Annotated in this window: 25 protein-coding genes; 18 read left to right on the top strand and 7 right to left on the bottom strand. The window is 62.4% G+C overall.

Annotated features, from left to right (window positions below; genetic code table 11):
• The first annotated feature begins 38 nt into the window (after window positions 1–38).
• The 6 genes from ACTJK7_RS11065 to ACTJK7_RS11040 all read left to right on the top strand — a co-directional run bounded on the left by ACTJK7_RS11065 (window position 39) and on the right by ACTJK7_RS11040 (window position 4,892).
• Complete coding sequence (locus ACTJK7_RS11065; RefSeq protein WP_039767939.1) at window positions 39–938, top strand: energy transducer TonB; 900 nt, start codon at window positions 39–41, stop codon at window positions 936–938.
• A gap of 59 nt (window positions 939–997) precedes the next feature.
• Window positions 998–1,570 (top strand): YqgE/AlgH family protein, encoded by a 573-nt coding sequence (locus ACTJK7_RS11060; RefSeq protein WP_064380103.1) that lies wholly within the window; start codon window positions 998–1,000, stop codon window positions 1,568–1,570.
• Window positions 1,570–2,007: a Holliday junction resolvase RuvX gene (gene ruvX, locus ACTJK7_RS11055; protein WP_007953334.1), complete on the top strand. Its 438-nt coding sequence runs from the start codon at window positions 1,570–1,572 to the stop codon at window positions 2,005–2,007. The genes ACTJK7_RS11060 and ruvX overlap by 1 nt, the downstream gene beginning before the upstream one ends.
• Before the next feature lie 81 nt (window positions 2,008–2,088).
• Window positions 2,089–2,592 carry a bifunctional pyr operon transcriptional regulator/uracil phosphoribosyltransferase PyrR gene (pyrR, locus tag ACTJK7_RS11050; protein ID WP_011336369.1) on the top strand — a complete coding sequence of 168 codons (504 nt, stop codon included), beginning with the start codon at window positions 2,089–2,091 and terminating at the stop codon, window positions 2,590–2,592.
• Between the two features lie 27 nt (window positions 2,593–2,619).
• Window positions 2,620–3,624, top strand: a complete 1,005-nt coding sequence (locus ACTJK7_RS11045) for an aspartate carbamoyltransferase catalytic subunit (RefSeq protein WP_007913665.1) — start codon at window positions 2,620–2,622, stop codon at window positions 3,622–3,624.
• Entirely contained in the window at window positions 3,621–4,892 is a 1,272-nt protein-coding gene (locus ACTJK7_RS11040; protein WP_440779523.1) for a dihydroorotase, read from the top strand. Before ACTJK7_RS11045 ends, ACTJK7_RS11040 begins: the two co-directional genes overlap by 4 nt.
• A gap of 108 nt (window positions 4,893–5,000) precedes the next feature.
• Here ACTJK7_RS11040 and ACTJK7_RS11035 read toward each other — a convergent pair whose 3' ends face one another.
• Window positions 5,001–5,435: a TM2 domain-containing protein gene (locus tag ACTJK7_RS11035; RefSeq protein ID WP_323151004.1), complete on the bottom strand. Its 435-nt coding sequence runs from the start codon at window positions 5,433–5,435 to the stop codon at window positions 5,001–5,003.
• A 249-nt stretch (window positions 5,436–5,684) separates the two neighbouring features.
• Here ACTJK7_RS11035 and ACTJK7_RS11030 point away from each other — a divergent pair, with 249 nt between their 5' ends.
• On the top strand, window positions 5,685–6,302 hold the full coding sequence (locus tag ACTJK7_RS11030; RefSeq protein WP_108563468.1) for a C40 family peptidase: 618 nt from the start codon (window positions 5,685–5,687) through the stop codon (window positions 6,300–6,302).
• A gap of 176 nt (window positions 6,303–6,478) precedes the next feature.
• Here the strand turns inward: ACTJK7_RS11030 and ACTJK7_RS11025 are convergent, their stop codons facing one another.
• The gene (locus tag ACTJK7_RS11025; protein WP_440779521.1) at window positions 6,479–7,513 is read right to left on the bottom strand and encodes a type IV pilus twitching motility protein PilT; all 1,035 of its coding nucleotides are present in this window, start codon (window positions 7,511–7,513) and stop codon (window positions 6,479–6,481) included.
• Between the two features lie 56 nt (window positions 7,514–7,569).
• On the opposite strand from ACTJK7_RS11025, the gene ACTJK7_RS11020 reads away from it, so the two are divergent.
• From ACTJK7_RS11020 to ACTJK7_RS10975, 10 genes are all read left to right on the top strand, one after another.
• Window positions 7,570–8,256 (top strand): YggS family pyridoxal phosphate-dependent enzyme, encoded by a 687-nt coding sequence (locus tag ACTJK7_RS11020; RefSeq protein WP_236195695.1) that lies wholly within the window; start codon window positions 7,570–7,572, stop codon window positions 8,254–8,256.
• Between the two features lie 23 nt (window positions 8,257–8,279).
• Entirely contained in the window at window positions 8,280–9,098 is an 819-nt protein-coding gene (gene proC, locus ACTJK7_RS11015; RefSeq protein WP_440779518.1) for a pyrroline-5-carboxylate reductase, read from the top strand.
• A gap of 10 nt (window positions 9,099–9,108) precedes the next feature.
• The gene (locus ACTJK7_RS11010) at window positions 9,109–9,699 is read left to right on the top strand and encodes a YggT family protein (protein WP_011336374.1); all 591 of its coding nucleotides are present in this window, start codon (window positions 9,109–9,111) and stop codon (window positions 9,697–9,699) included.
• Window positions 9,696–9,983 carry a DUF167 domain-containing protein gene (locus ACTJK7_RS11005; protein WP_085611977.1) on the top strand — a complete coding sequence of 96 codons (288 nt, stop codon included), beginning with the start codon at window positions 9,696–9,698 and terminating at the stop codon, window positions 9,981–9,983. The genes ACTJK7_RS11010 and ACTJK7_RS11005 overlap by 4 nt, the downstream gene beginning before the upstream one ends.
• Window positions 9,984–10,187: 204 nt before the next feature.
• Window positions 10,188–11,327, top strand: a complete 1,140-nt coding sequence (gene metX / locus ACTJK7_RS11000; protein WP_011336376.1) for a homoserine O-succinyltransferase MetX — start codon at window positions 10,188–10,190, stop codon at window positions 11,325–11,327.
• Window positions 11,328–11,334: 7 nt separating this feature from the next.
• Window positions 11,335–11,955, top strand: coding sequence for a methionine biosynthesis protein MetW (metW, locus tag ACTJK7_RS10995; protein ID WP_011336377.1), 621 nt, complete (start codon window positions 11,335–11,337; stop codon window positions 11,953–11,955).
• Window positions 11,956–11,981: 26 nt separating this feature from the next.
• Window positions 11,982–12,416 (top strand): DUF4426 domain-containing protein, encoded by a 435-nt coding sequence (locus ACTJK7_RS10990; RefSeq protein ID WP_085646974.1) that lies wholly within the window; start codon window positions 11,982–11,984, stop codon window positions 12,414–12,416.
• Window positions 12,413–13,009 (top strand): RdgB/HAM1 family non-canonical purine NTP pyrophosphatase, encoded by a 597-nt coding sequence (gene rdgB / locus ACTJK7_RS10985; RefSeq protein ID WP_007953366.1) that lies wholly within the window; start codon window positions 12,413–12,415, stop codon window positions 13,007–13,009. The genes ACTJK7_RS10990 and rdgB overlap by 4 nt, the downstream gene beginning before the upstream one ends.
• Window positions 13,006–14,211: a radical SAM family heme chaperone HemW gene (gene hemW / locus ACTJK7_RS10980; protein WP_323151003.1), complete on the top strand. Its 1,206-nt coding sequence runs from the start codon at window positions 13,006–13,008 to the stop codon at window positions 14,209–14,211. Before rdgB ends, hemW begins: the two co-directional genes overlap by 4 nt.
• Before the next feature lie 19 nt (window positions 14,212–14,230).
• Window positions 14,231–14,554 (top strand): DUF3392 domain-containing protein, encoded by a 324-nt coding sequence (locus ACTJK7_RS10975; RefSeq protein WP_011336381.1) that lies wholly within the window; start codon window positions 14,231–14,233, stop codon window positions 14,552–14,554.
• A gap of 143 nt (window positions 14,555–14,697) precedes the next feature.
• Here the strand turns inward: ACTJK7_RS10975 and trmB are convergent, their stop codons facing one another.
• The 4 genes from trmB to ACTJK7_RS10955 form a co-directional block, all read right to left on the bottom strand.
• Complete coding sequence (trmB, locus tag ACTJK7_RS10970) at window positions 14,698–15,423, bottom strand: tRNA (guanosine(46)-N7)-methyltransferase TrmB (RefSeq protein ID WP_011336382.1); 726 nt, start codon at window positions 15,421–15,423, stop codon at window positions 14,698–14,700.
• A 9-nt stretch (window positions 15,424–15,432) separates the two neighbouring features.
• Window positions 15,433–16,227, bottom strand: coding sequence for a thiazole synthase (locus ACTJK7_RS10965; protein ID WP_007953385.1), 795 nt, complete (start codon window positions 16,225–16,227; stop codon window positions 15,433–15,435).
• Window positions 16,228–16,287: 60 nt separating this feature from the next.
• On the bottom strand, window positions 16,288–16,488 hold the full coding sequence (gene thiS, locus ACTJK7_RS10960; RefSeq protein ID WP_007953386.1) for a sulfur carrier protein ThiS: 201 nt from the start codon (window positions 16,486–16,488) through the stop codon (window positions 16,288–16,290).
• A gap of 72 nt (window positions 16,489–16,560) precedes the next feature.
• Window positions 16,561–16,941, bottom strand: a complete 381-nt coding sequence (locus ACTJK7_RS10955) for a DUF423 domain-containing protein (RefSeq protein ID WP_169432306.1) — start codon at window positions 16,939–16,941, stop codon at window positions 16,561–16,563.
• Window positions 16,942–17,015: 74 nt separating this feature from the next.
• On the opposite strand from ACTJK7_RS10955, the gene mtgA reads away from it, so the two are divergent.
• Window positions 17,016–17,738 carry a monofunctional biosynthetic peptidoglycan transglycosylase gene (gene mtgA / locus ACTJK7_RS10950; RefSeq protein WP_440779513.1) on the top strand — a complete coding sequence of 241 codons (723 nt, stop codon included), beginning with the start codon at window positions 17,016–17,018 and terminating at the stop codon, window positions 17,736–17,738.
• A gap of 70 nt (window positions 17,739–17,808) precedes the next feature.
• On the opposite strand, the gene rpoH is transcribed toward mtgA, so the two are convergent.
• Window positions 17,809–18,663 carry an RNA polymerase sigma factor RpoH gene (rpoH, locus tag ACTJK7_RS10945; RefSeq protein ID WP_007953393.1) on the bottom strand — a complete coding sequence of 285 codons (855 nt, stop codon included), beginning with the start codon at window positions 18,661–18,663 and terminating at the stop codon, window positions 17,809–17,811.
• Window positions 18,664–18,774 lie beyond the last annotated feature (111 nt).

Genomic DNA, 18,774 nt, shown 5'->3' with positions numbered 1-18,774 from the left:
TGCCGAGCCCGTAAAAACGCGATGTTGGTTTTTCTCGAATGACACTTCCGTCCGATCTGCCCGCTGAACTCGCCCATAAAGGCGTGCGCCCGGTCGATCGCCTCGGATTTACCCTGTTTCTCGCGGCGCTGATCCATCTGGCGCTGCTGCTCGGCGTGGGTTTCACCATGGTCGAGCCCAAGCAGATCAGCAAAACCCTGGAAATCACCCTCGCCACCTTCAAGAGCGAAAAGAAGCCGGCGAAGGCCGATTTCCTCGCCCAGGAAAACCAGGAAGGCAGCGGCACCCTCGACAAGAAGGCGATTCCCAAGACCACCGAGGTCGCGCCGTTCCAGGCAAACGAAGTCAAGAAAGTCACCCCGCCGCCCGCCGCCAAGCCGGAAGTGCAGGAAGCCGCACCCAAAGCAGCAGTGACGACCGTCGCGCCGAAACCGAAAAAGGCGCCGACCAAGAAAGAAGAAGCCAGGACCGAGACCAAACCGACGGTCGACGCCCCGACCTTCGACAGCTCGCAGCTCTCCAGCGACATTGCCAGCCTCGAAGCCGAACTGGCCAACGAACAACAGCTGTACGCCAAGCGCCCGCGTATCCACCGCCTCAGCGCCGCGTCGACCATGCGCGACAAGGGCGCCTGGTACAAGGATGAATGGCGCAAGAAGGTCGAGCGCATCGGCAACCTCAATTACCCCGACGAAGCCCGGCGCAAGCAGATCTACGGCAATCTGCGCCTGATGGTCTCGATCAACCGCGATGGCTCGCTGTATGAAGTGCTGGTGCTGGAGTCCTCCGGCCAGCCGCTGCTGGATCAAGCGGCGCAACGCATCGTGCGGCTGGCGGCACCGTTCGCACCGTTTACCGGGGACCTGTCGGACATCGACCGACTGGAAATCATCCGCACCTGGAAATTCGCCCGGGGCGACCGGCTGTCCAGTAACTGAGTCGATCTTTTGCCCGCTCCAGCTTGTCAGTTCGCCCCCCGAACGCCACACTAGCGCACATGAAAAACGTCAGCCCCAGCTACCTCAAGCATCACTTCCTGATCGCCATGCCACACATGGCCGACCCGAACTTTGCCCACACCTTGACCTACATCGTCGAGCACACGGCCAATGGCGCCATGGGGCTGGTGGTCAACCGACCGCAAGAGCTGAATCTGGCCGACATCCTCGAACAATTGCGCCCGGACATCGATCCGCCAGCGCTGTGCCAGCATGTGCCGATCTTCATCGGCGGCCCGGTGCAGACTGATCGCGGTTTTGTCCTGCACCCGGCCGGCCAGACATTCCAGGCCACCGTCGAGCTGGAGGGCGATCTGGCCCTGTCCACCTCGCAGGACGTGCTGTTCGCCATCGCCGACGGCGTGGGCCCGGCGAAAAGCGTGATCACTCTCGGCTACGCCGGCTGGGAAGCCGGGCAACTGGAGGCCGAACTGGCCGACAACGCCTGGCTGACCTGCCCGTACGACGCCGACATCCTGTTCAATACCAGCAGTGAACTGCGCCTGGAAGCGGCGGCCCGGCACCTGGGGATCAACCTCAGCCTGCTGACCAGCCAGGCAGGACACGCCTGATGGCCCTGCGCCTGATCCTCGGCTTCGACTACGGCACCAAACAGATCGGCGTGGCGGTCGGCCAGGTGATTACCGGCCAGGCCCGCGAACTGTGCACCTTGAAGGCGCAGAACGGTGTACCGGACTGGAATCAGGTCGAAGCCCTGATTAAGGAATGGAAACCCGACGCCGTGGTGGTCGGCCTGCCGCTGAACATGGACGGTACGCCCAGCGAGATGTGCGCCCGCGCCGAGAAATTCGCCCGGCGCCTCAATGGCCGCTTCAACCTGCCTTTCTATACCCACGACGAACGCCTGACGACCTTCGAAGCCAAGGGCGAACGACTGGTGCGCGGCGGACAGAAAGGCAGTTACCGCGACAACCCGGTGGACGCCATCGCCGCCGCCCTGCTGCTGCAAGGCTGGCTCGACGAAAACACCGCACTATTTGAATCCTGACAAGCGCTACGGCGCTTTTCTTTTGGTTACAACCCGAGCCACGGTTCGCGAGAACCGGCTCGCCCCCAAGAAGGAGCAACCATGAGCCTGCCCAATCCCGCCGATCTGATCAGCCAGATGGCGACCCGCCTCAAGGCGCACCTTGCCCAGCGTAATATCAGCGAACCGCGTTACATCGGCATCCGCACCGGCGGCGTCTGGGTCGCCCAGGCCCTGCTCGCAGAGCTGGGCAGCGATGCGCCACTGGGCACGCTGGATGTTTCCTTCTACCGCGACGACTTCAGCCAGAACGGCCTGCATCCGCAAGTGCGCCCGTCCGCCCTGCCCTTCGAAATCGAAGGCCAGCATCTGGTGCTGATCGACGACGTACTGATGAGCGGCCGGACCATCCGCGCCGCCATGAACGAACTGTTCGACTACGGCCGCCCGGCCAGCGTGACGCTGGTCTGCCTGCTGGACCTGGACGCCGGCGAACTGCCGATCCGCCCGAACGTGGTTGGCGCGACCCTGTCGCTGGCCGCCCACGAGCGGGTCAAGCTGTCCGGGCCGGAGCTGGCCCTCGAACTGCAAGACCTTGCCCTTTAATCCGCCCTATTGAGAGTCCCCCTCGCGATGACGCCTCTAGATACCAAGCGCCCGCTGCAGCTCAATGATCAGGGCCAGCTGCGCCACTTCCTCTCGCTCGACGGCCTGCGCCGCGAGTTGCTGACGGAAATCCTCGACACCGCCGACTCGTTCCTCGAAGTCGGCGCCCGGGCCGTGAAGAAGGTCCCGTTGCTGCGCGGCAAGACCGTGTGCAACGTGTTCTTCGAAAACTCGACCCGCACCCGTACCACCTTCGAACTGGCGGCCCAGCGCCTGTCGGCGGACGTGATCACCCTGAACGTGTCGACTTCGTCGGCCAGCAAGGGCGAAACCCTGCTCGACACCCTGCGCAACCTCGAGGCCATGGCCGCCGACATGTTCGTCGTGCGCCACGGTGACTCGGGCGCCGCGCACTTCATCGCCGAACATGTCTGCCCGCAAGTGGCGATCATCAACGGCGGCGACGGCCGGCACGCGCACCCGACCCAGGGCATGCTCGACATGCTGACCATCCGCCGCCACAAGGGTGGCTTCGAAAACCTCTCGGTGGCTATCGTCGGCGACATCCTGCACTCGCGGGTGGCGCGCTCGAACATGCTCGCCCTGAAGACCCTCGGCTGCCCGGATATCCGCGTGATCGCACCGAAGACCCTGCTGCCGATCGGCATCGAGCAATACGGCGTGAAGGTCTACACCGACATGACCGAAGGCCTGAAAGACGTCGACGTGGTGATCATGCTGCGCCTGCAGCGTGAGCGCATGACCGGCGGCCTGCTGCCGAGCGAAGGCGAGTTCTACCGCCTGTTCGGCCTGACCACCGCGCGCCTGGCCGGCGCCAAGCCCGACTGCATCGTCATGCACCCGGGGCCGATCAACCGCGGCGTGGAGATCGAGTCGGCGGTGGCCGACGGCCCGCACTCGGTGATCCTCAATCAAGTCACTTACGGCATCGCGATCCGTATGGCCGTGCTGTCGATGGCCATGAGCGGACAGACTGCCCAGCGCCAATTCGAGCAGGAGAACGCCCAGTGAAGCTCAGCATTCTCGGCGCCCGCGTCATCGATCCAAGCAGCGGCCTGGATCAAATCACCGATATTCACGTTGAAGCCTGCAAGATCGTCGCCCTCGGCGCGGCACCGGCCGGCTTCACCGCCGTCGAAACCATCGATGCCACAGGCCTGGTGGCCGCTCCGGGGCTGGTCGACCTCAACGTCGCCCTGCGCGAGCCGGGCTACAGCCGCAAAGGCACCATTGCCAGCGAAACCCGCGCCGCAGCGGCCGGCGGCGTGACCAGCCTGTGCTGCCCGCCGAAAACCAGACCGGTGCTCGACACCTCGGCCGTGGCCGAACTGATCCTCGACCGCGCCCGCGAGGCCGGCAACACCAAAGTGTTCCCGATCGGCGCGCTGAGCAAAGGTCTGGATGGCGAACAGCTGGCCGAACTGGTGGCCCTGCGCGACGCCGGTTGCGTAGCGTTCGGCAACGGCCTGGAAAGCTTCCGCAACACCCGCACCCTGTGCCGGGCGCTGGATTACGCGGCAACGTTCGACCTGACGGTGATTTTCAACTCGCAGGATCACGACCTCGCCGACGGCGGCCTGGCCCACGAAGGCGCCACCGCCAGCTTCCTCGGCCTGCCGGGCATTCCGGAAACCGCTGAAACCGTGGCTTTGGCCCGGGATCTGCTGCTGGTCGAACAGACCGGCGTGCGTGCGCACTTCAGCCAGCTGACCAGCGCTCGCGGCGTGGCCCTGATCGCTCAGGCCCAGGCCCGTGGTTTGAAAGTCACGGCGGATGTCGCCCTGTATCAGCTGATCCTGACGGACGAAGCGCTGATCGACTTCAGCAGCCTGTATCACGTGCAACCGCCGCTGCGCACCCGCGCCGACCGCGACGGCCTGCGTGAAGCGGTGAAGTCCGGCGTGGTCTCGGCGATTTCCAGCCATCACCAGCCCCACGAGCGCGATGCCAAACTGGCACCGTTCGGCGCGACCGAGCCCGGCATCAGCAGCGTCGAGCTGTTGCTGCCGCTGGCGATGACGCTGGTCGAGGATGGCCTGCTGGACCTGCCGACCCTGCTGGCCCGCCTGAGCACCGGCCCGGCCGAAGCCCTGCGCCTGCCGGCGGGCAAACTGGCGGTGGGTGGCGCGGCGGATATCGTGCTGTTCGATCCGAAGGCTTCGACCGTTGCCGGCGAAACCTGGCTATCGAAGGGCGAGAACTGCCCGTTCCTCGGCCATAGCCTGCCGGGTGTGGTGCGTTACACCTTGGTGGATGGCCGGATCAGCCATCAGGCTTGATACCGAGTTGCCCCCAATCGCGAGCAAGCTCGCTCCCACAGGGATTTGTGCAGTCACAAATCCCAGGTTACACACAGAACCTGTGGGAGCTGGCTTGCCAGCGATGACTTACTGAAAGGCACCGCGCCCTTCGGCATTACGCACCGACACCTGATCGTTCAGCGTCCAGAAGTCATACAGCACCCCCAGAAAGAACAACCCGCCGGTCAGCAGGTACACCACCCCGCTGATCCACTTGCCCTGATACATCCGGTGCACGCCGAACACCCCGAGGAATGTCAGCAGAATCCACGCCACGTTGTATTCGATCGGTCCCGCAGCAAAGCGCAGGTCGGCTTCGCGATCCATCGCCGGGATCAGGAACACGTCGATCAGCCAGCCGATCCCCAACAACCCGAAGGTGAAAAACCAGATCGTGCCGGTCACTGGCTTCCCGTAATAGAAGCGGTGGGAGCCTGTGAAACCGAAAATCCACAACAGGTAACCGATCACCTTACTGTGGGTGTCTTTTTCCTTCACACGGGGCAGCTGATAGCCGTTCATTAAGACCTCGATACACGCGATAGATAAATATTCTTTAATTCTTTGTGACTTTTTTACAGGTAGCCGACGTATGGCAAATGCTACCGTGTGTCCCGTCGAAGCCTTATAGCACCGGACTTCTGTCCGACAATTGCGTCTTTTTGCCGCTTATTTGGTTCCGTTGGCTCCCGATTGAATCGACCAACGGCCTCGGAAGTGACAAAAAAGCTGTTATAAAGTTGCGCGCTAACACACCAAGAGCCCTGCCTAATGCGTCCATTTTTCAAGACATGGCTAACCATTTGCCTATTAATGCCACTGGCCGCCCACGCCACCAATCGTGAGCAACGTCTTCCCAACGTTAACGGTTTCACCCCTAAATCCCATGCCTCTGCTCCTTCGAACAAAGGCAAACAGGTCAAGCACACCACGCTGAGCAGCACCGGCCGCAGCAAGCTGGTGCCACCGATGGCGACCAAGGAAAGCAGTAATGTCCTCAGTCGCGCGGTAAACGTCCTCGGTACGCCATACCGTTGGGGCGGCAGCAGCCCGAGTAAAGGCTTCGACTGCAGCGGTCTGGTGAAGTATGCGTTCAACGACGCCACGTTCGACCTGCCACGCACCTCGAACGCCATGGCCAGCGGTCACGGCGAGAAAGTCGAACGCAAGGACCTGAAGCCGGGCGACCTGATTTTCTTCAACATCAAGAGCCGTCGGGTCAATCACGTTGCCATCTACCTGGGCAACGACCGTTTCATCCATGCGCCACGGCGCGGCAAAGCGGTGAGCATCGACACACTGAACAAGCCGTACTGGGAAAAGCATTACGTGGTGGCCAAACGCGTATTGCCGAAAGAATCGGGGCAGATGCGCGTCGTACAGCGCTAACACCATACCGATCGTTCCCACGTCGAGGCGTCGAACCGTCCGCGTGGGAATGCCTCAATGGACGCTCCGCGTCCGCTTCGGCAGGGACGCAGAGCGTCCCGGGCTGCATTCCCACGCAGAGCGTGGGAACGATCAGAACAAAAAAATCGCAGCCCACGGGCTGCGATTTTTTTTGCCTAGAAGTTATCCGGCGTACGCGCCTTCTCACGTGCATGTTCGCGGCTGATCAAGCCCTTGGTCACCAGATCCTTCAGGCACATGTCGAGTGTCTGCATCCCCAGCGAGCCGCCGGTCTGAATCGCCGAATACATCTGCGCCACCTTGTCCTCGCGGATCAGGTTACGGATCGCCGACGTGCCCAGCATGATCTCGTGCGCCGCCACCCGGCCGCCGCCGATCTTCTTGATCAGCATCTGCGACACCACCGCCAGCAACGATTCCGAGAGCATCGAGCGCACCATGGACTTTTCGTCCCCGGGGAACACGTCCACGACACGGTCGATGGTCTTGGCTGCCGAGGTGGTGTGCAGCGTTCCGAACACCAGGTGCCCGGTCTCGGCGGCGGTCAGCGCCAGGCGGATGGTTTCCAGATCGCGCATCTCGCCCACCAGGATCACGTCCGGATCCTCACGCAGCGCCGAACGCAATGCGGTGGCGAAACTGCGGGTATCGCGATGGACTTCGCGCTGATTGATCAGGCATTTGCGCGATTCGTGGACAAATTCGATCGGGTCTTCAATGGTCAGGATGTGGTGATGGCGATGGGTGTTGAGGTAATCGATCATTGCCGCCAGCGTCGTCGACTTGCCGGAGCCGGTCGGCCCGGTCACCAGCACCAGCCCGCGCGGCGCATCGGTGATCTTGCGAAAGACGTCGCCCATGGCCAGGTCTTCCATGGTCAGCACTTTCGACGGAATGGTCCGGAACACCGCCCCGGCGCCCCGGTTCTGGTTGAAGGCATTGACCCGAAAGCGCGCCACCCCGGGGACTTCGAAGGAAAAGTCGGTTTCCAGATGTTTCTCGAAGTCCACCCGCTGGGTGTCGTTCATGATGTCGTAGATCAGCTCGTGCACTTGCTTGTGATCCAGTGCCGGCAGATTGATCCGCCGCACATCGCCATCCACGCGGATCATCGGCGGCAGACCGGCCGACAGGTGCAGGTCGGAAGCGCCCTGTTTGGCGCTGAAGGCCAGCAGTTCAGTGATATCCATAGCGTCCCTCAATTCCAGTAGAATGCCGCGAACCTTCAGACCGCTGGCGCCTCTTGATGTCCACGATAGCAGACAACATTCTCCAGGTTAGTTCGCGTATTCATGCCGCCACCGTTGCCGCTGGACGCGATGAAAACAGCGTCCAGCTACTGGCCGTGAGCAAGACCAAACCGTCCGAAGCCCTGCGTGAAGCGTATGCCGCCGGCCTGCGCGACTTTGGCGAGAACTACCTGCAGGAAGCCCTGGCCAAACAGCTCGAACTGGCCGACCTGCCCTTGATCTGGCACTTCATCGGCCCCATTCAGTCGAACAAGACCCGCTCGATTGCCGAGCATTTCGCCTGGGTGCACTCCGTGGATCGTCTGAAAATCGCCCAACGCCTGTCCGAACAACGCCCGGCGGATCTGCCGCCGCTGAACATCTGCATTCAGGTCAACGTCAGCGGTGAAGCCAGCAAGTCCGGCTGCACCCCGCAAGATCTGCCGGCCCTGGCCCAGGCCATCAGCGCCCTGCCGCGCCTGAAGCTGCGCGGGCTGATGGCAATTCCCGAGCCGACCGAAGATCGCGCCGAGCAGGACGCGGCATTCGCCGCCGTTCAGAAGTTGCAGGCCGGCCTCGATCTGCCGCTCGACACACTTTCCATGGGCATGAGCCACGACCTCGAGTCGGCCATTGCCCAGGGCGCGACCTGGGTCCGTATCGGTACGGCCCTGTTCGGCGCCCGTGACTATTCCCAATCTTGACCATTTCCAGATAAGGACCTGACATGAGCAACACACGTATTGCCTTTATCGGTGCCGGCAACATGGCCGCCAGCCTGATCGGCGGCCTGCGGGCCAAGGGTCTGGAAGCTGCACAGATTCGCGCCAGCGATCCGGGTGAAGAAACCCGCGCCAAAGTCAGCGCCGAACATGGCATCGAAACCTTCGCCGACAACGCCCAGGCCATCGACGGCGCCGACGTTGTCGTGCTGGCAGTCAAGCCACAAGCCATGAAGCTTGTGTGCGAAGCGATTCGCCCAAGCCTGAAACCGAATCAACTGGTGGTCTCCATCGCCGCCGGCATCACCTGCGCCAGCATGACGGCCTGGCTCGGCAAGCAGCCGATCGTGCGCTGCATGCCGAACACCCCGGCGCTGCTGCGTCAGGGCGTGAGCGGCCTGTACGCCACAGGCAAAGTGAGCGCCGAACAACGCCAACAGGCTGAAGAACTGCTGTCCGCCGTGGGCATCGCCCTGTGGCTGAACGAAGAGCAGCAACTGGACGCGGTCACCGCTGTCTCCGGTTCCGGCCCGGCGTACTTCTTCCTGCTGATCGAAGCCATGACCGCCGCCGGCGTCAAACTCGGCCTGCCGAAGGAAACCGCCGAGCAGCTGACCTTGCAGACCGCGCTGGGCGCCGCGCACATGGCGGTATCCAGCGACGTCGACGCGGCCGAACTGCGCCGCCGCGTGACCTCGCCGGCCGGCACCACGGAAGCTGCGATCAAATCGTTCCAGGCCGGCGGCTTCGAAGCCCTGGTGGAAAAAGCACTCGGCGCCGCCGCGCACCGCTCGGCCGAAATGGCCGAACAACTGGGCAAATAAGGAGCCTTACATGATTGGATTGAACACCGCAGCGGTCTATGTGCTGCAAACCCTCGGCAGCCTGTACCTGCTGATCGTGCTGCTGCGCTTCGTCCTGCAACTGGTGCGGGCGAACTTCTACAACCCGCTGTGCCAGTTCGTGGTCAAGGCCACTCAGCCGCTGCTCAAGCCACTACGCCGGATCATCCCGAGCCTGTTCGGCCTCGACATGTCGTCGCTGGTGCTGGCGATCCTCGTGCAACTGGCGCTGATGGCGCTGACCCTGCTGCTGACCTACGGCACCACCGGTAACCCGCTGCAACTGTTGATCTGGTCGCTGATCGGCGTGACGGCGCTGTTCCTGAAGATTTTCTTCTGGGCCATGATCATCAGCATCATCCTGTCCTGGGTCGCACCGGGCAGCCACAATCCGGGCGCCGAGCTGGTGAACCAGATCTGTGAACCGGCCCTGGCGCCGTTCCGCCGCATCCTGCCGAACCTCGGCGGTCTGGACCTGTCGCCGATCTTCGCCTTCCTCGTGCTGAAGCTGATCGACATGCTGGTGATCAACAACCTCGCGGCGATGACGATGATGCCGGAAATCCTGCGCCTGCTGATGTGAGCTGGTTTCGCTGGGACGGTGACGACCTGATTCTGGAATGTCACCTGCAACCGGCCGCCCGCAGCGATGATTTCTGCGGGCTGCACGGTGATCGCCTGAAAATCCGCCTGACCGCGCCGCCGGTCGAGGGCAAGGCCAATGCGTACCTGATGGGGTTTCTGGCCAAGGCTTTTGGGGTTTCCAAGAGCCAGGTCAGTTTGCTCAGTGGTGAGCTGAACCGGCAGAAGCGAGTGCGCATCAGCGCACCGAAAAAGCTGCCGGACTTGCCCGGACTAGTGCGCTGATCGTTCCCACGTCGAGGCGTCGAACCGTCCGCGTGGGAATGCATCCCGGGACGCTCCGCGTCCCCCGCCGAAGCGGACGCGGAGCGTCCGATGAGGCATTCCCATGCAGAGCGTGGGAACGAGCGCAAATCAGGCCTGATCGTTGCTTGCCGCTAACCCCACCGGTCTTTAGACTTACGCCTCATTTCAACGAGAGCAGGGTCGATGCCAGCTGCCTTTCCCCCCGATTCTGTTGGTCTGGTGACGCCGCAAACGGCGCACTTCAGCGAACCGCTGGCCCTGGCCTGCGGCCGTTCGCTGGCCGATTATGACCTGATCTACGAAACCTACGGCACGCTGAACGCGCAAGCGAGCAACGCCGTGCTGATCTGCCACGCCTTGTCCGGCCACCACCATGCTGCGGGTTACCACAGCGTCGACGACCGCAAGCCCGGTTGGTGGGACAGCTGCATCGGCCCCGGCAAACCGATCGACACCAACAAGTTCTTCGTGGTCAGCCTGAACAACCTCGGCGGTTGCAATGGTTCTACCGGTCCGAGCAGCCTCAATCCGGAAACCGGCAAGCCGTTCGGCGCCGACTTCCCGGTGCTGACCGTGGAAGACTGGGTGCACAGCCAGGCACGCCTGGCCGACCTGCTCGGCATCGGCCAGTGGGCGGCGGTGATCGGCGGCAGCCTGGGCGGCATGCAGGCGCTGCAATGGACCATCACGTATCCGGATCGCGTTCGCCACTGCCTGGCCATCGCCTCGGCCCCCAAGCTGTCGGCGCAGAACATCGCCTTCAACGAAGTGGCGCGCCAGGCGATCCTCACCGACCCGGAATTCCACGGCGGCTCGTTCCAGGAACACGGCGTGATCCCCAAGCGCGGCCTGATGCTGGCGCGGATGGTCGGGCACATCACGTACCTGTCCGACGACTCCATGGGCGAGAAATTCGGTCGCGGCCTGAAGAGCGAAAAGCTCAACTACGACTTCCACAGCGTCGAGTTCCAGGTCGAAAGCTACCTGCGCTATCAGGGCGAAGAGTTCTCCGGGCGCTTCGATGCCAACACCTATCTGTTGATGACCAAGGCGCTGGACTACTTCGATCCGGCGGCGAACTTCAACGATAACCTGGCGAAAACCTTCGAAGGTGCAAAAGCCAAGTTCTGCGTGATGTCGTTCACCACCGACTGGCGCTTCTCCCCGGCCCGCTCGCGAGAACTGGTGGATGCGCTGATGGCGGCGCGCAAAGACGTCAGCTACCTGGAAATCGACGCGCCGCAAGGCCACGACGCCTTCCTGATTCCGATCCCGCGCTACTTGCAGGCGTTCGGCAATTACATGAACCGCATTACGTTGTGAGAAAGCCATGAGAGCTGATCTGGAAATCATCCAGGAATGGATCCCCGCCGGCAGCCGCGTGCTCGACCTCGGCTGCGGTGACGGCGAGTTGCTGACCTGGCTGCGCGACCACAAGCAGGTCACCGGCTACGGCCTGGAAAACGACCCGGACAACATCGCCGAGTGCGTGGCCAAGGGCATCAACGTCATCGAACAGGACCTGGACAAGGGCCTGGGCAACTTCGCCAGCAACAGCTTCGACATCGTGGTGATGACCCAGGCCCTGCAAGCCGTGCATTACCCGGACAAGATCCTCGACGAAATGCTACGGGTCGGTCGCCAGTGCATCATCACGTTCCCGAATTTCGGTCACTGGCGCTGCCGCTGGTACCTGGCGAGCAAAGGCCGGATGCCGGTGTCGGAATTCCTGCCGTACACCTGGTACAACACGCCGAACATCCACTTCTGCACCTTCGAAGACTTTGAAGAACTTTGTCGCGAACGTGAGGCGAAGGTCATTGATCGGCTTGCCGTGGATCAACAGCACCGCCACGGGTGGGCCAGTAAGCTATGGCCTAATCTGTTAGGTGAGATCGGTATCTACCGCGTCAGCAGCCCGGGGCTTGCGGATCACAGAATCGCGGTCTGAACCACGACATTGCGAGGAGAACGAACATGGGACGCTTGATTACCGCGCTATTGGCCGCCTGCCTGAGCCTGTCGGCCGTGGCCGCCGATGCCATCAAGGGCGAACGCAAGGAAGTGTTCGGTGATGTCACCGTGCATTACAACACCTTCAACTCGACCTTCCTGACGCCGGACATCGCCAAGGCGGCCGAGCTGATCCGCAGCAAGAACCAGGGCGTGATCAATGTCTCGGTGATCAAGGACGGCAAGCCGCTGATCGCCCAGGTCAGCGGCACCGTCAAGGACCTGACCAGTCAGAGCGTGCCGCTGACTTTCCGCCAGATCACCGAACAGGGCGCGATCTATTACATCGCCCAGTACCCGGTGGAGCAGCAGGAAACCCGCACCTTTGAAATCAAGGTGCAGACCGGCGACAAGATCAACACCCTCAATTTCAACCAAGAGCTTTTCCCTGGCCAATGATCAATCTCAAGCAACTCGTACTGGCCAGCCATAACGCCGGCAAACTCAAGGAACTCCAGGCCATGCTCGGCGAATCGGTGCAATTGCGCTCGATTGGCGAATTCAGCAGCGTGGAGCCGGAAGAAACCGGCCTGTCGTTCGTCGAGAACGCGATCCTCAAGGCCCGCAATGCCGCGCGCATTTCCGGTCTGCCGGCGCTGGCCGACGACTCGGGTCTGGCGGTGGATTTCCTTGGCGGTGCGCCGGGCATCTACTCGGCGCGCTACGCCGACGGCAAGGGCGATGCGGCGAACAACGCCAAACTGCTCGACGCCTTGAAGGACGTGCCGGAAGCCGAACGCGGCGCGCAGTTCGTCTGCGTATTGGCACTGGTGCGTCACGCCGACGATCCGCTGCCGATCCTCTGCGAAGGCCTGTGGCACGGGCGCATTCTGACCGCCGCCAGCGGTGAGCACGGTTTCGGCTACGACCCGTTGTTCTGGGTGCCGGAGCGTAATGTGTCCAGCGCCGAACTGAGCCCGAGCGACAAGAACCAGATCAGCCACCGCGCCCGTGCAATGGATCTGCTGCGCCAGCGTCTGGGCTTGAAATGACCGATAGTTCCTCCGCGTCGTCGCTGATTATCGGCGGCGCCGCCTCCTCGTCTCGGGCGCCGTTGCCGACGCTGCCGCCCCTGGCGCTGTACATCCACATCCCGTGGTGTGTGCGCAAATGCCCCTATTGCGACTTCAACTCCCACACCGCCAGCCCGGTGCTGCCGGAACAGGAGTACGTCGATGCGATGCTGGCCGACCTCGATCAGGATCTGCACGCGGTGTATGGCCGTGAGTTGAGTTCGATCTTCTTTGGCGGCGGCACGCCGAGCCTGTTCAGCGCCGAAGCCTTTGGCCGCTTGCTGGAAGGTGTGAAACAACGCATCCCGTTTGCCGACGACATCGAAATTACCCTGGAAGCCAACCCCGGAACCTTCGAACAGGAGAAGTTCGTCGCCTACCGCAAACTGGGGATCAATCGCCTGTCGATCGGTATCCAGAGCTTCCAGCAGGAAAAGCTCAAGGCCCTCGGCCGCATCCACAACGGCGACGAAGCGGTACGCGCCGCCGGCATGGCGCGCCAGGCCGGGTTCGATAACTTCAACCTCGACTTGATGCACGGCTTGCCGGACCAGTCGCTGGAGGATGCCCTGAGCGACCTGCACCAGGCGATCGACCTGAAGCCGACCCACATTTCCTGGTATCAGCTGACGCTGGAGCCGAACACCGTGTTCTGGAACCAGCCGCCGGTGCTGCCGGAAGACGACACGCTGTGGGACATTCAAGAGGCCGGACAGGCACTGCTGGCCGAGCACGGTTACGCGCAGTACGAAGTTTCGGCCTACGCCCAACCGGGTCGCCCGGCGCGGCATAACCTCAATTACTGGAGCTTCGGCGACTTCATCGGCATCGGCGCCGGCGCCCACGGCAAGCTCAGCCATCCGGACGGGCGCATCGTGCGCACCTGGAAGACGCGCCTGCCGAAGGACTACCTCAACCCGGCCAAAAGCTTCCAGGCCGGCGAGAAAGCCCTGACCAACGACGAGATGCCGTTCGAGTTCCTGATGAACGCCCTGCGCCTGACCGCCGGCGTCGAATCGCGCCTGTACCCGGAGCGCACCGGCCTGCCGCTGGAGAGCCTCGACGAACACCGGCGCGAGGCCGAACAAAGCGGTCTGTTGCAGGTCGAACCGTCACGTCTGGCGGCCACCGAGCGCGGACAACTGTTCCTCAACGACTTGCTGCAGAAATTTCTGAGCTGACCGCTCTTAAGGAAACCGCATGGATTTGATACTCGACCTGCTCGCCACCGTGTCCCGCTGGAGCCGCAGCAACCTCTCGGAAATCGCGCTGGCGCTGGTGGGCTGTCTGCTGGTGCTGTTCGGCGCCGACTTCAAGGGCTGGGTCGAGCAACGCCTGGGTAGCATTGCCGGCGCCCTGCGTGTGCCGCTGATGGCCCTGCTGTGCATGATCGGCAGCGGCGCGGCGCTGATCTACGCGACGCCGTGGGTGGTGAAGGGGCTGAGCCAGTTCAACAACTACAGCCTGGCGCCGGTGTTGTTGGTGGTGCTGGTGTTGATTGGCGTGGTCGCCGACCGCCGCTGATCTCCACGTGCTCGTTCCCACGCTCCGCGTGGGAATGCAGCCCGGGACGCTCTGCGTCCCTGAAGCGGACACGGAGCGTCCATCGAGGCGTTCCCACGCAGACGGTTCGACGCCTCGACGTGGGAACGATCACTGCGTAAGGCTTAAGCGAGCTTTTCGAACTTCAGATCCCACACGCCATGCCCAAGACGTTCGCCGCGGCGTTCGAACTTGGTGATCGGGCGTTCGGCCGGGCGGGGTACGCACTTGCCGTCTTCGGCAAGGTTGCGATAGCCCGGGGCGACGTTCATCACTTCCAGCATGTATTCGGCGTACGGCTCCCAGTCGGTGGCCATGTGCAGAATGCCGCCAACCTTCAGCTTGCTGCGCACCAGTTCAGCGAAGGACGCCTGAACGATACGGCGCTTGTGGTGACGGCTCTTGTGCCACGGATCCGGGAAGAACAGCATCAGGCGATCGAGGCTGTTGTCGGCGATGCAGCGGTTGAGCACTTCGATCGCGTCGCAGTCGTAGACCCGCAGGTTGGTCAGGCCCTGAGTCAGCACGCCGTTGAGCAGTGCGCCGACACCCGGACGGTGAACCTCGACACCGATGAAATCCTGCTCCGGCGCAGCGGCGGCCATTTCCAGCAGCGAGTGGCCCATGCCGAAACCGATCTCCAGCGAACGCGGCGCGGAACGGCCGAACACCTGGTCGAAATCCACCGGCGCATCGGCCAGCGGCAGGACGAACTTCGGCGCGCCCTGATCCAGGCCGCGCTGCTGGCCTTCGGTCATGCGCCCGGCGCGCATCACGAAACTCTTGATGCGGCGGTGTTGGCGCTCGTCGCCTTCTTCCGTCTGGATTGGCGTGTCGTTCGATTCAGTCATCAATAGCTCTTACTTGATCAGACCATCCAGCGGCGAAGAGGCGCTGGCATAGAGTTTTTTCGGCATGCGGCCGGCGAGGTAGGCCAGGCGGCCCGCGACGATCGCGTGTTTCATGGCTTCGGCCATCATGATCGGCTGCTGAGCATGGGCGATGGCCGAGTTCATCAGCACGGCGTCACAGCCCAGTTCCATGGAGATGGTGGCGTCGGAAGCGGTACCGACACCGGCATCCACCAGCACCGGAATTTTGGCTTCTTCGAGGATGATCTGCAGGTTGTACGGGTTGCAGATCCCCAGGCCCGAACCGATCAGACCGGCCAGCGGCATGACCGCGATGCAGCCGATTTCCGCCAATTGCCGGGCGATGATCGGGTCGTCGCTGGTGTAAACCATCACGTCGAAGCCTTCCTTGACCAGCACTTCGGCGGCCTTGAGGGTTTCGATCACGTTGGGGAACAGGGTTTTCTGGTCGGCCAGCACTTCCAGCTTCACCAGGTTGTGGCCGTCGAGCAGCTCACGCGCCAGGCGGCAGGTGCGCACGGCCTCGACCGCGTCGTAGCAGCCGGCGGTGTTCGGCAGGAAGGTGTAGCGATCCGGCGACAGCACTTCGAGCAGGTTCGGCTCGCCTTCGATCTGGCCCAGGTTGGTGCGGCGCACCGCGAAGGTGACGATCTCGGCACCCGAGGCTTCGATGGCCAGGCGGGTTTCTTCCATGTCACGGTACTTGCCGGTACCGACCAGCAAACGCGACTGGTAAGTACGACCGGCCAGAACGAAAGGCTTGTCGCTACGAACGATGCTCATGGGGAATCCTCTGTTGGAGTGAGGGTCTTGCAGAATTGTCGGCCCATGCAGGCCTGGCGACTAGCCGCCGCCGATCGCGTGCACGACTTCGACGTTGTCGCCGTCGTTCAAAGTGGTGTCGGCATGCTGGCTGCGCGGGACGATATCCAGATTGAGTTCGACCGCGACGCGGCGTCCGGTCAGGTCCAGACGGGTCAGCAGGGCCGCAACGGTTTCACCGTCGGGCAGTTCAAAGGATTCACCGTTCAACTGAATGCGCATGCGCAACGCCGCCATCACTTTTTAGGGGGTGGCATTCTAGCCCGATCATGACCTAAAGGTCAGCACCAAGCGTCAAGCGGTTGGCTGCAGGCGCCAGGCGGCGAGTCCGAGGCACAGCCAGCCAATCAGGAACGCCAGGCCACCGAACGGGGTGATGATGCCGAGCTTGCCGATGCCGAGGGTGGTCAACAGGTACAGGCTGCCGGAGAACAGCAGGATGCCGACGGTGAACGAGATGCCGGCCCAGGCGACCAGACGCCCCTGAAGCTGCGTGGCCAGCAGCGCCACGCCGAACAGCGCCAGTGCGTGCACCAGCTGATAAGTGACGCCGGTGTGGAAGATCGCCAGGTACTCCGGGGTCAGGCGGTTTTTCAGGCCATGGGCGGCGAATGCGCCGAGGCCGACACCGGTGAAACCAAAGAAGGCAGCCAGCATCAGAAAGCTACGCAGCATGTAGAACTCCAGTCAGACTCGATCGGTAGGGTCTGTATAATGGCCCGCTCAACCGGTTCGGCCAAGCCATCTCTATGCTGCGTTTATTTCTCCGTCGTTTCACGAAGGCCCTGCTCTGGTTCGCGGGTGGCAGCGTATTGCTGGTGCTGGTGTTTCGCTTCGTGCCGCCACCGGGCACGGCGCTGATGATCGAGCGCAAGATCGAATCCTGGGTCGACGGCGAGCCGATCGATCTGCAACGCACCTGGAAACCGTGGGACGAGATCTCCGATGACCTGAAGGTCGCGGTGATTGCCGGCGAAGACCAGAAATTCCCCGAGCACTGGGGGTTTGACCTGCGTGCAATCAAGGCCGCACTGGCCCACAACGAACTCGGCGGCTCGATTCGTGGCGCCAGCACCTTGAGCCAGCAAGTATCGAAAAACCTGTTTTTGTGGTCAGGTCGCAGCTACCTGCGCAAAGGCCTGGAAGCATGGTTTACCGCACTGATCGAAGTGTTCTGGCCCAAGCAGCGGATTCTCGAGGTGTACCTGAACAGCGTCGAGTGGGATGACGGCGTGTTTGGTGCCGAAGCGGCGGCAAGGCATCACTTTGGCGTGAGCGCCAGGTCATTGTCCCGGCAGCAGGCGAGTTATCTGGCGGCCGTGCTGCCGAATCCCCGGGTCTGGAGCGCCAGTCATCCGACCGCTTATGTGTCGCGCCGCGCCGGCTGGATTCGCCAGCAGATGAGCCAGCTGGGGGGCGACAGCTACCTGCTGACACTCAATGATTCACGTCGGGCGCCCTGGGCCCAATGACTTTCCGACAGGCAAACAAAAACGCCCCGATCATCACTGATCGGGGCGTTTTTTATTGTCGGACTGCCGGTTATGCGGCAATCGACAATTTGAGCTTGTTCATCGCGCTCTTCTCGAGCTGACGGATCCGCTCGGCCGACACGTTGTACTTCTGCGCCAGGTCGTGCAGCGTGGCTTTCTCTTCTGCCAGCCAGCGCTGGTAGAGGATGTCGCGACTGCGTTCGTCCAGCACTTCCAGCGCTTCGTGCAGGTTGTGATTGGAGTTGTCGCTCCAGTCGGCATCTTCCAGTTGACGCGCCGGGTCGTACCGGTGGTCTTCCAGGTAGTTGGCCGGCGACTGGAAAGCACTGTCGTCGTCCGCTTCCGCAGCCGGGTCGAAGGCCATGTCATGGCCGGTCAGGCGACTTTCCATCTCACGCACTTCACGCGGCTCGACGCCGAGGCTTTCCGCCACACGGTGGACTTCCTCGTTGTTCAGCCAGGCCAGACGTTTCTTCTGGCTGCGCAGGTTGAAGAACAGCTTGCGCTGGGCCTTGGTGGTCGCGACCTTCACGATCCGCCAGTTGCGCAGGATGAACTCGTGAATCTCGGCCTTGATCCAGTGCACCGCGAAGGACACCAGACGCACGCCCATTTCCGGGTTGAAACGCTTCACGGCCTTCATCAGGCCGACGTTGCCTTCCTGGATCAGGTCAGCCTGAGCCAGACCGTAGCCGGAATAGCTACGGGCGATGTGTACGACAAACCGCAGGTGGGCGAGCACCATCTGCCGAGCCGCCCCCAGATCCTGCTCATAGTAGAGACTCTCGGCCAGTTCACGCTCCTGCTCCGGCGTCAGCAAAGGAATGCTGTTGACGGTGTGCACGTAGGCTTCCAGGTTTGCGCCTGGAACCAATGCATACGCAGGTTGCAAAGAATTGGACATACGGAAAAACCTCCGACTTACATACTCATGCTTTTCAGCATTGCGAAAAATTGACCGGAAACTCAAATGAAAGTTTCCTTAACCACTGAAAGGTCAATCACGCGCAAAAAA

Source organism: Pseudomonas sp. 22085, from assembly GCF_052045815.1.
Lineage (GTDB): Bacteria > Pseudomonadota > Gammaproteobacteria > Pseudomonadales > Pseudomonadaceae > Aquipseudomonas > Aquipseudomonas glycinae.
Note: the sequence above shows the minus strand (reverse complement) of the source record. Positions and strands in the feature narration are given on the sequence as shown.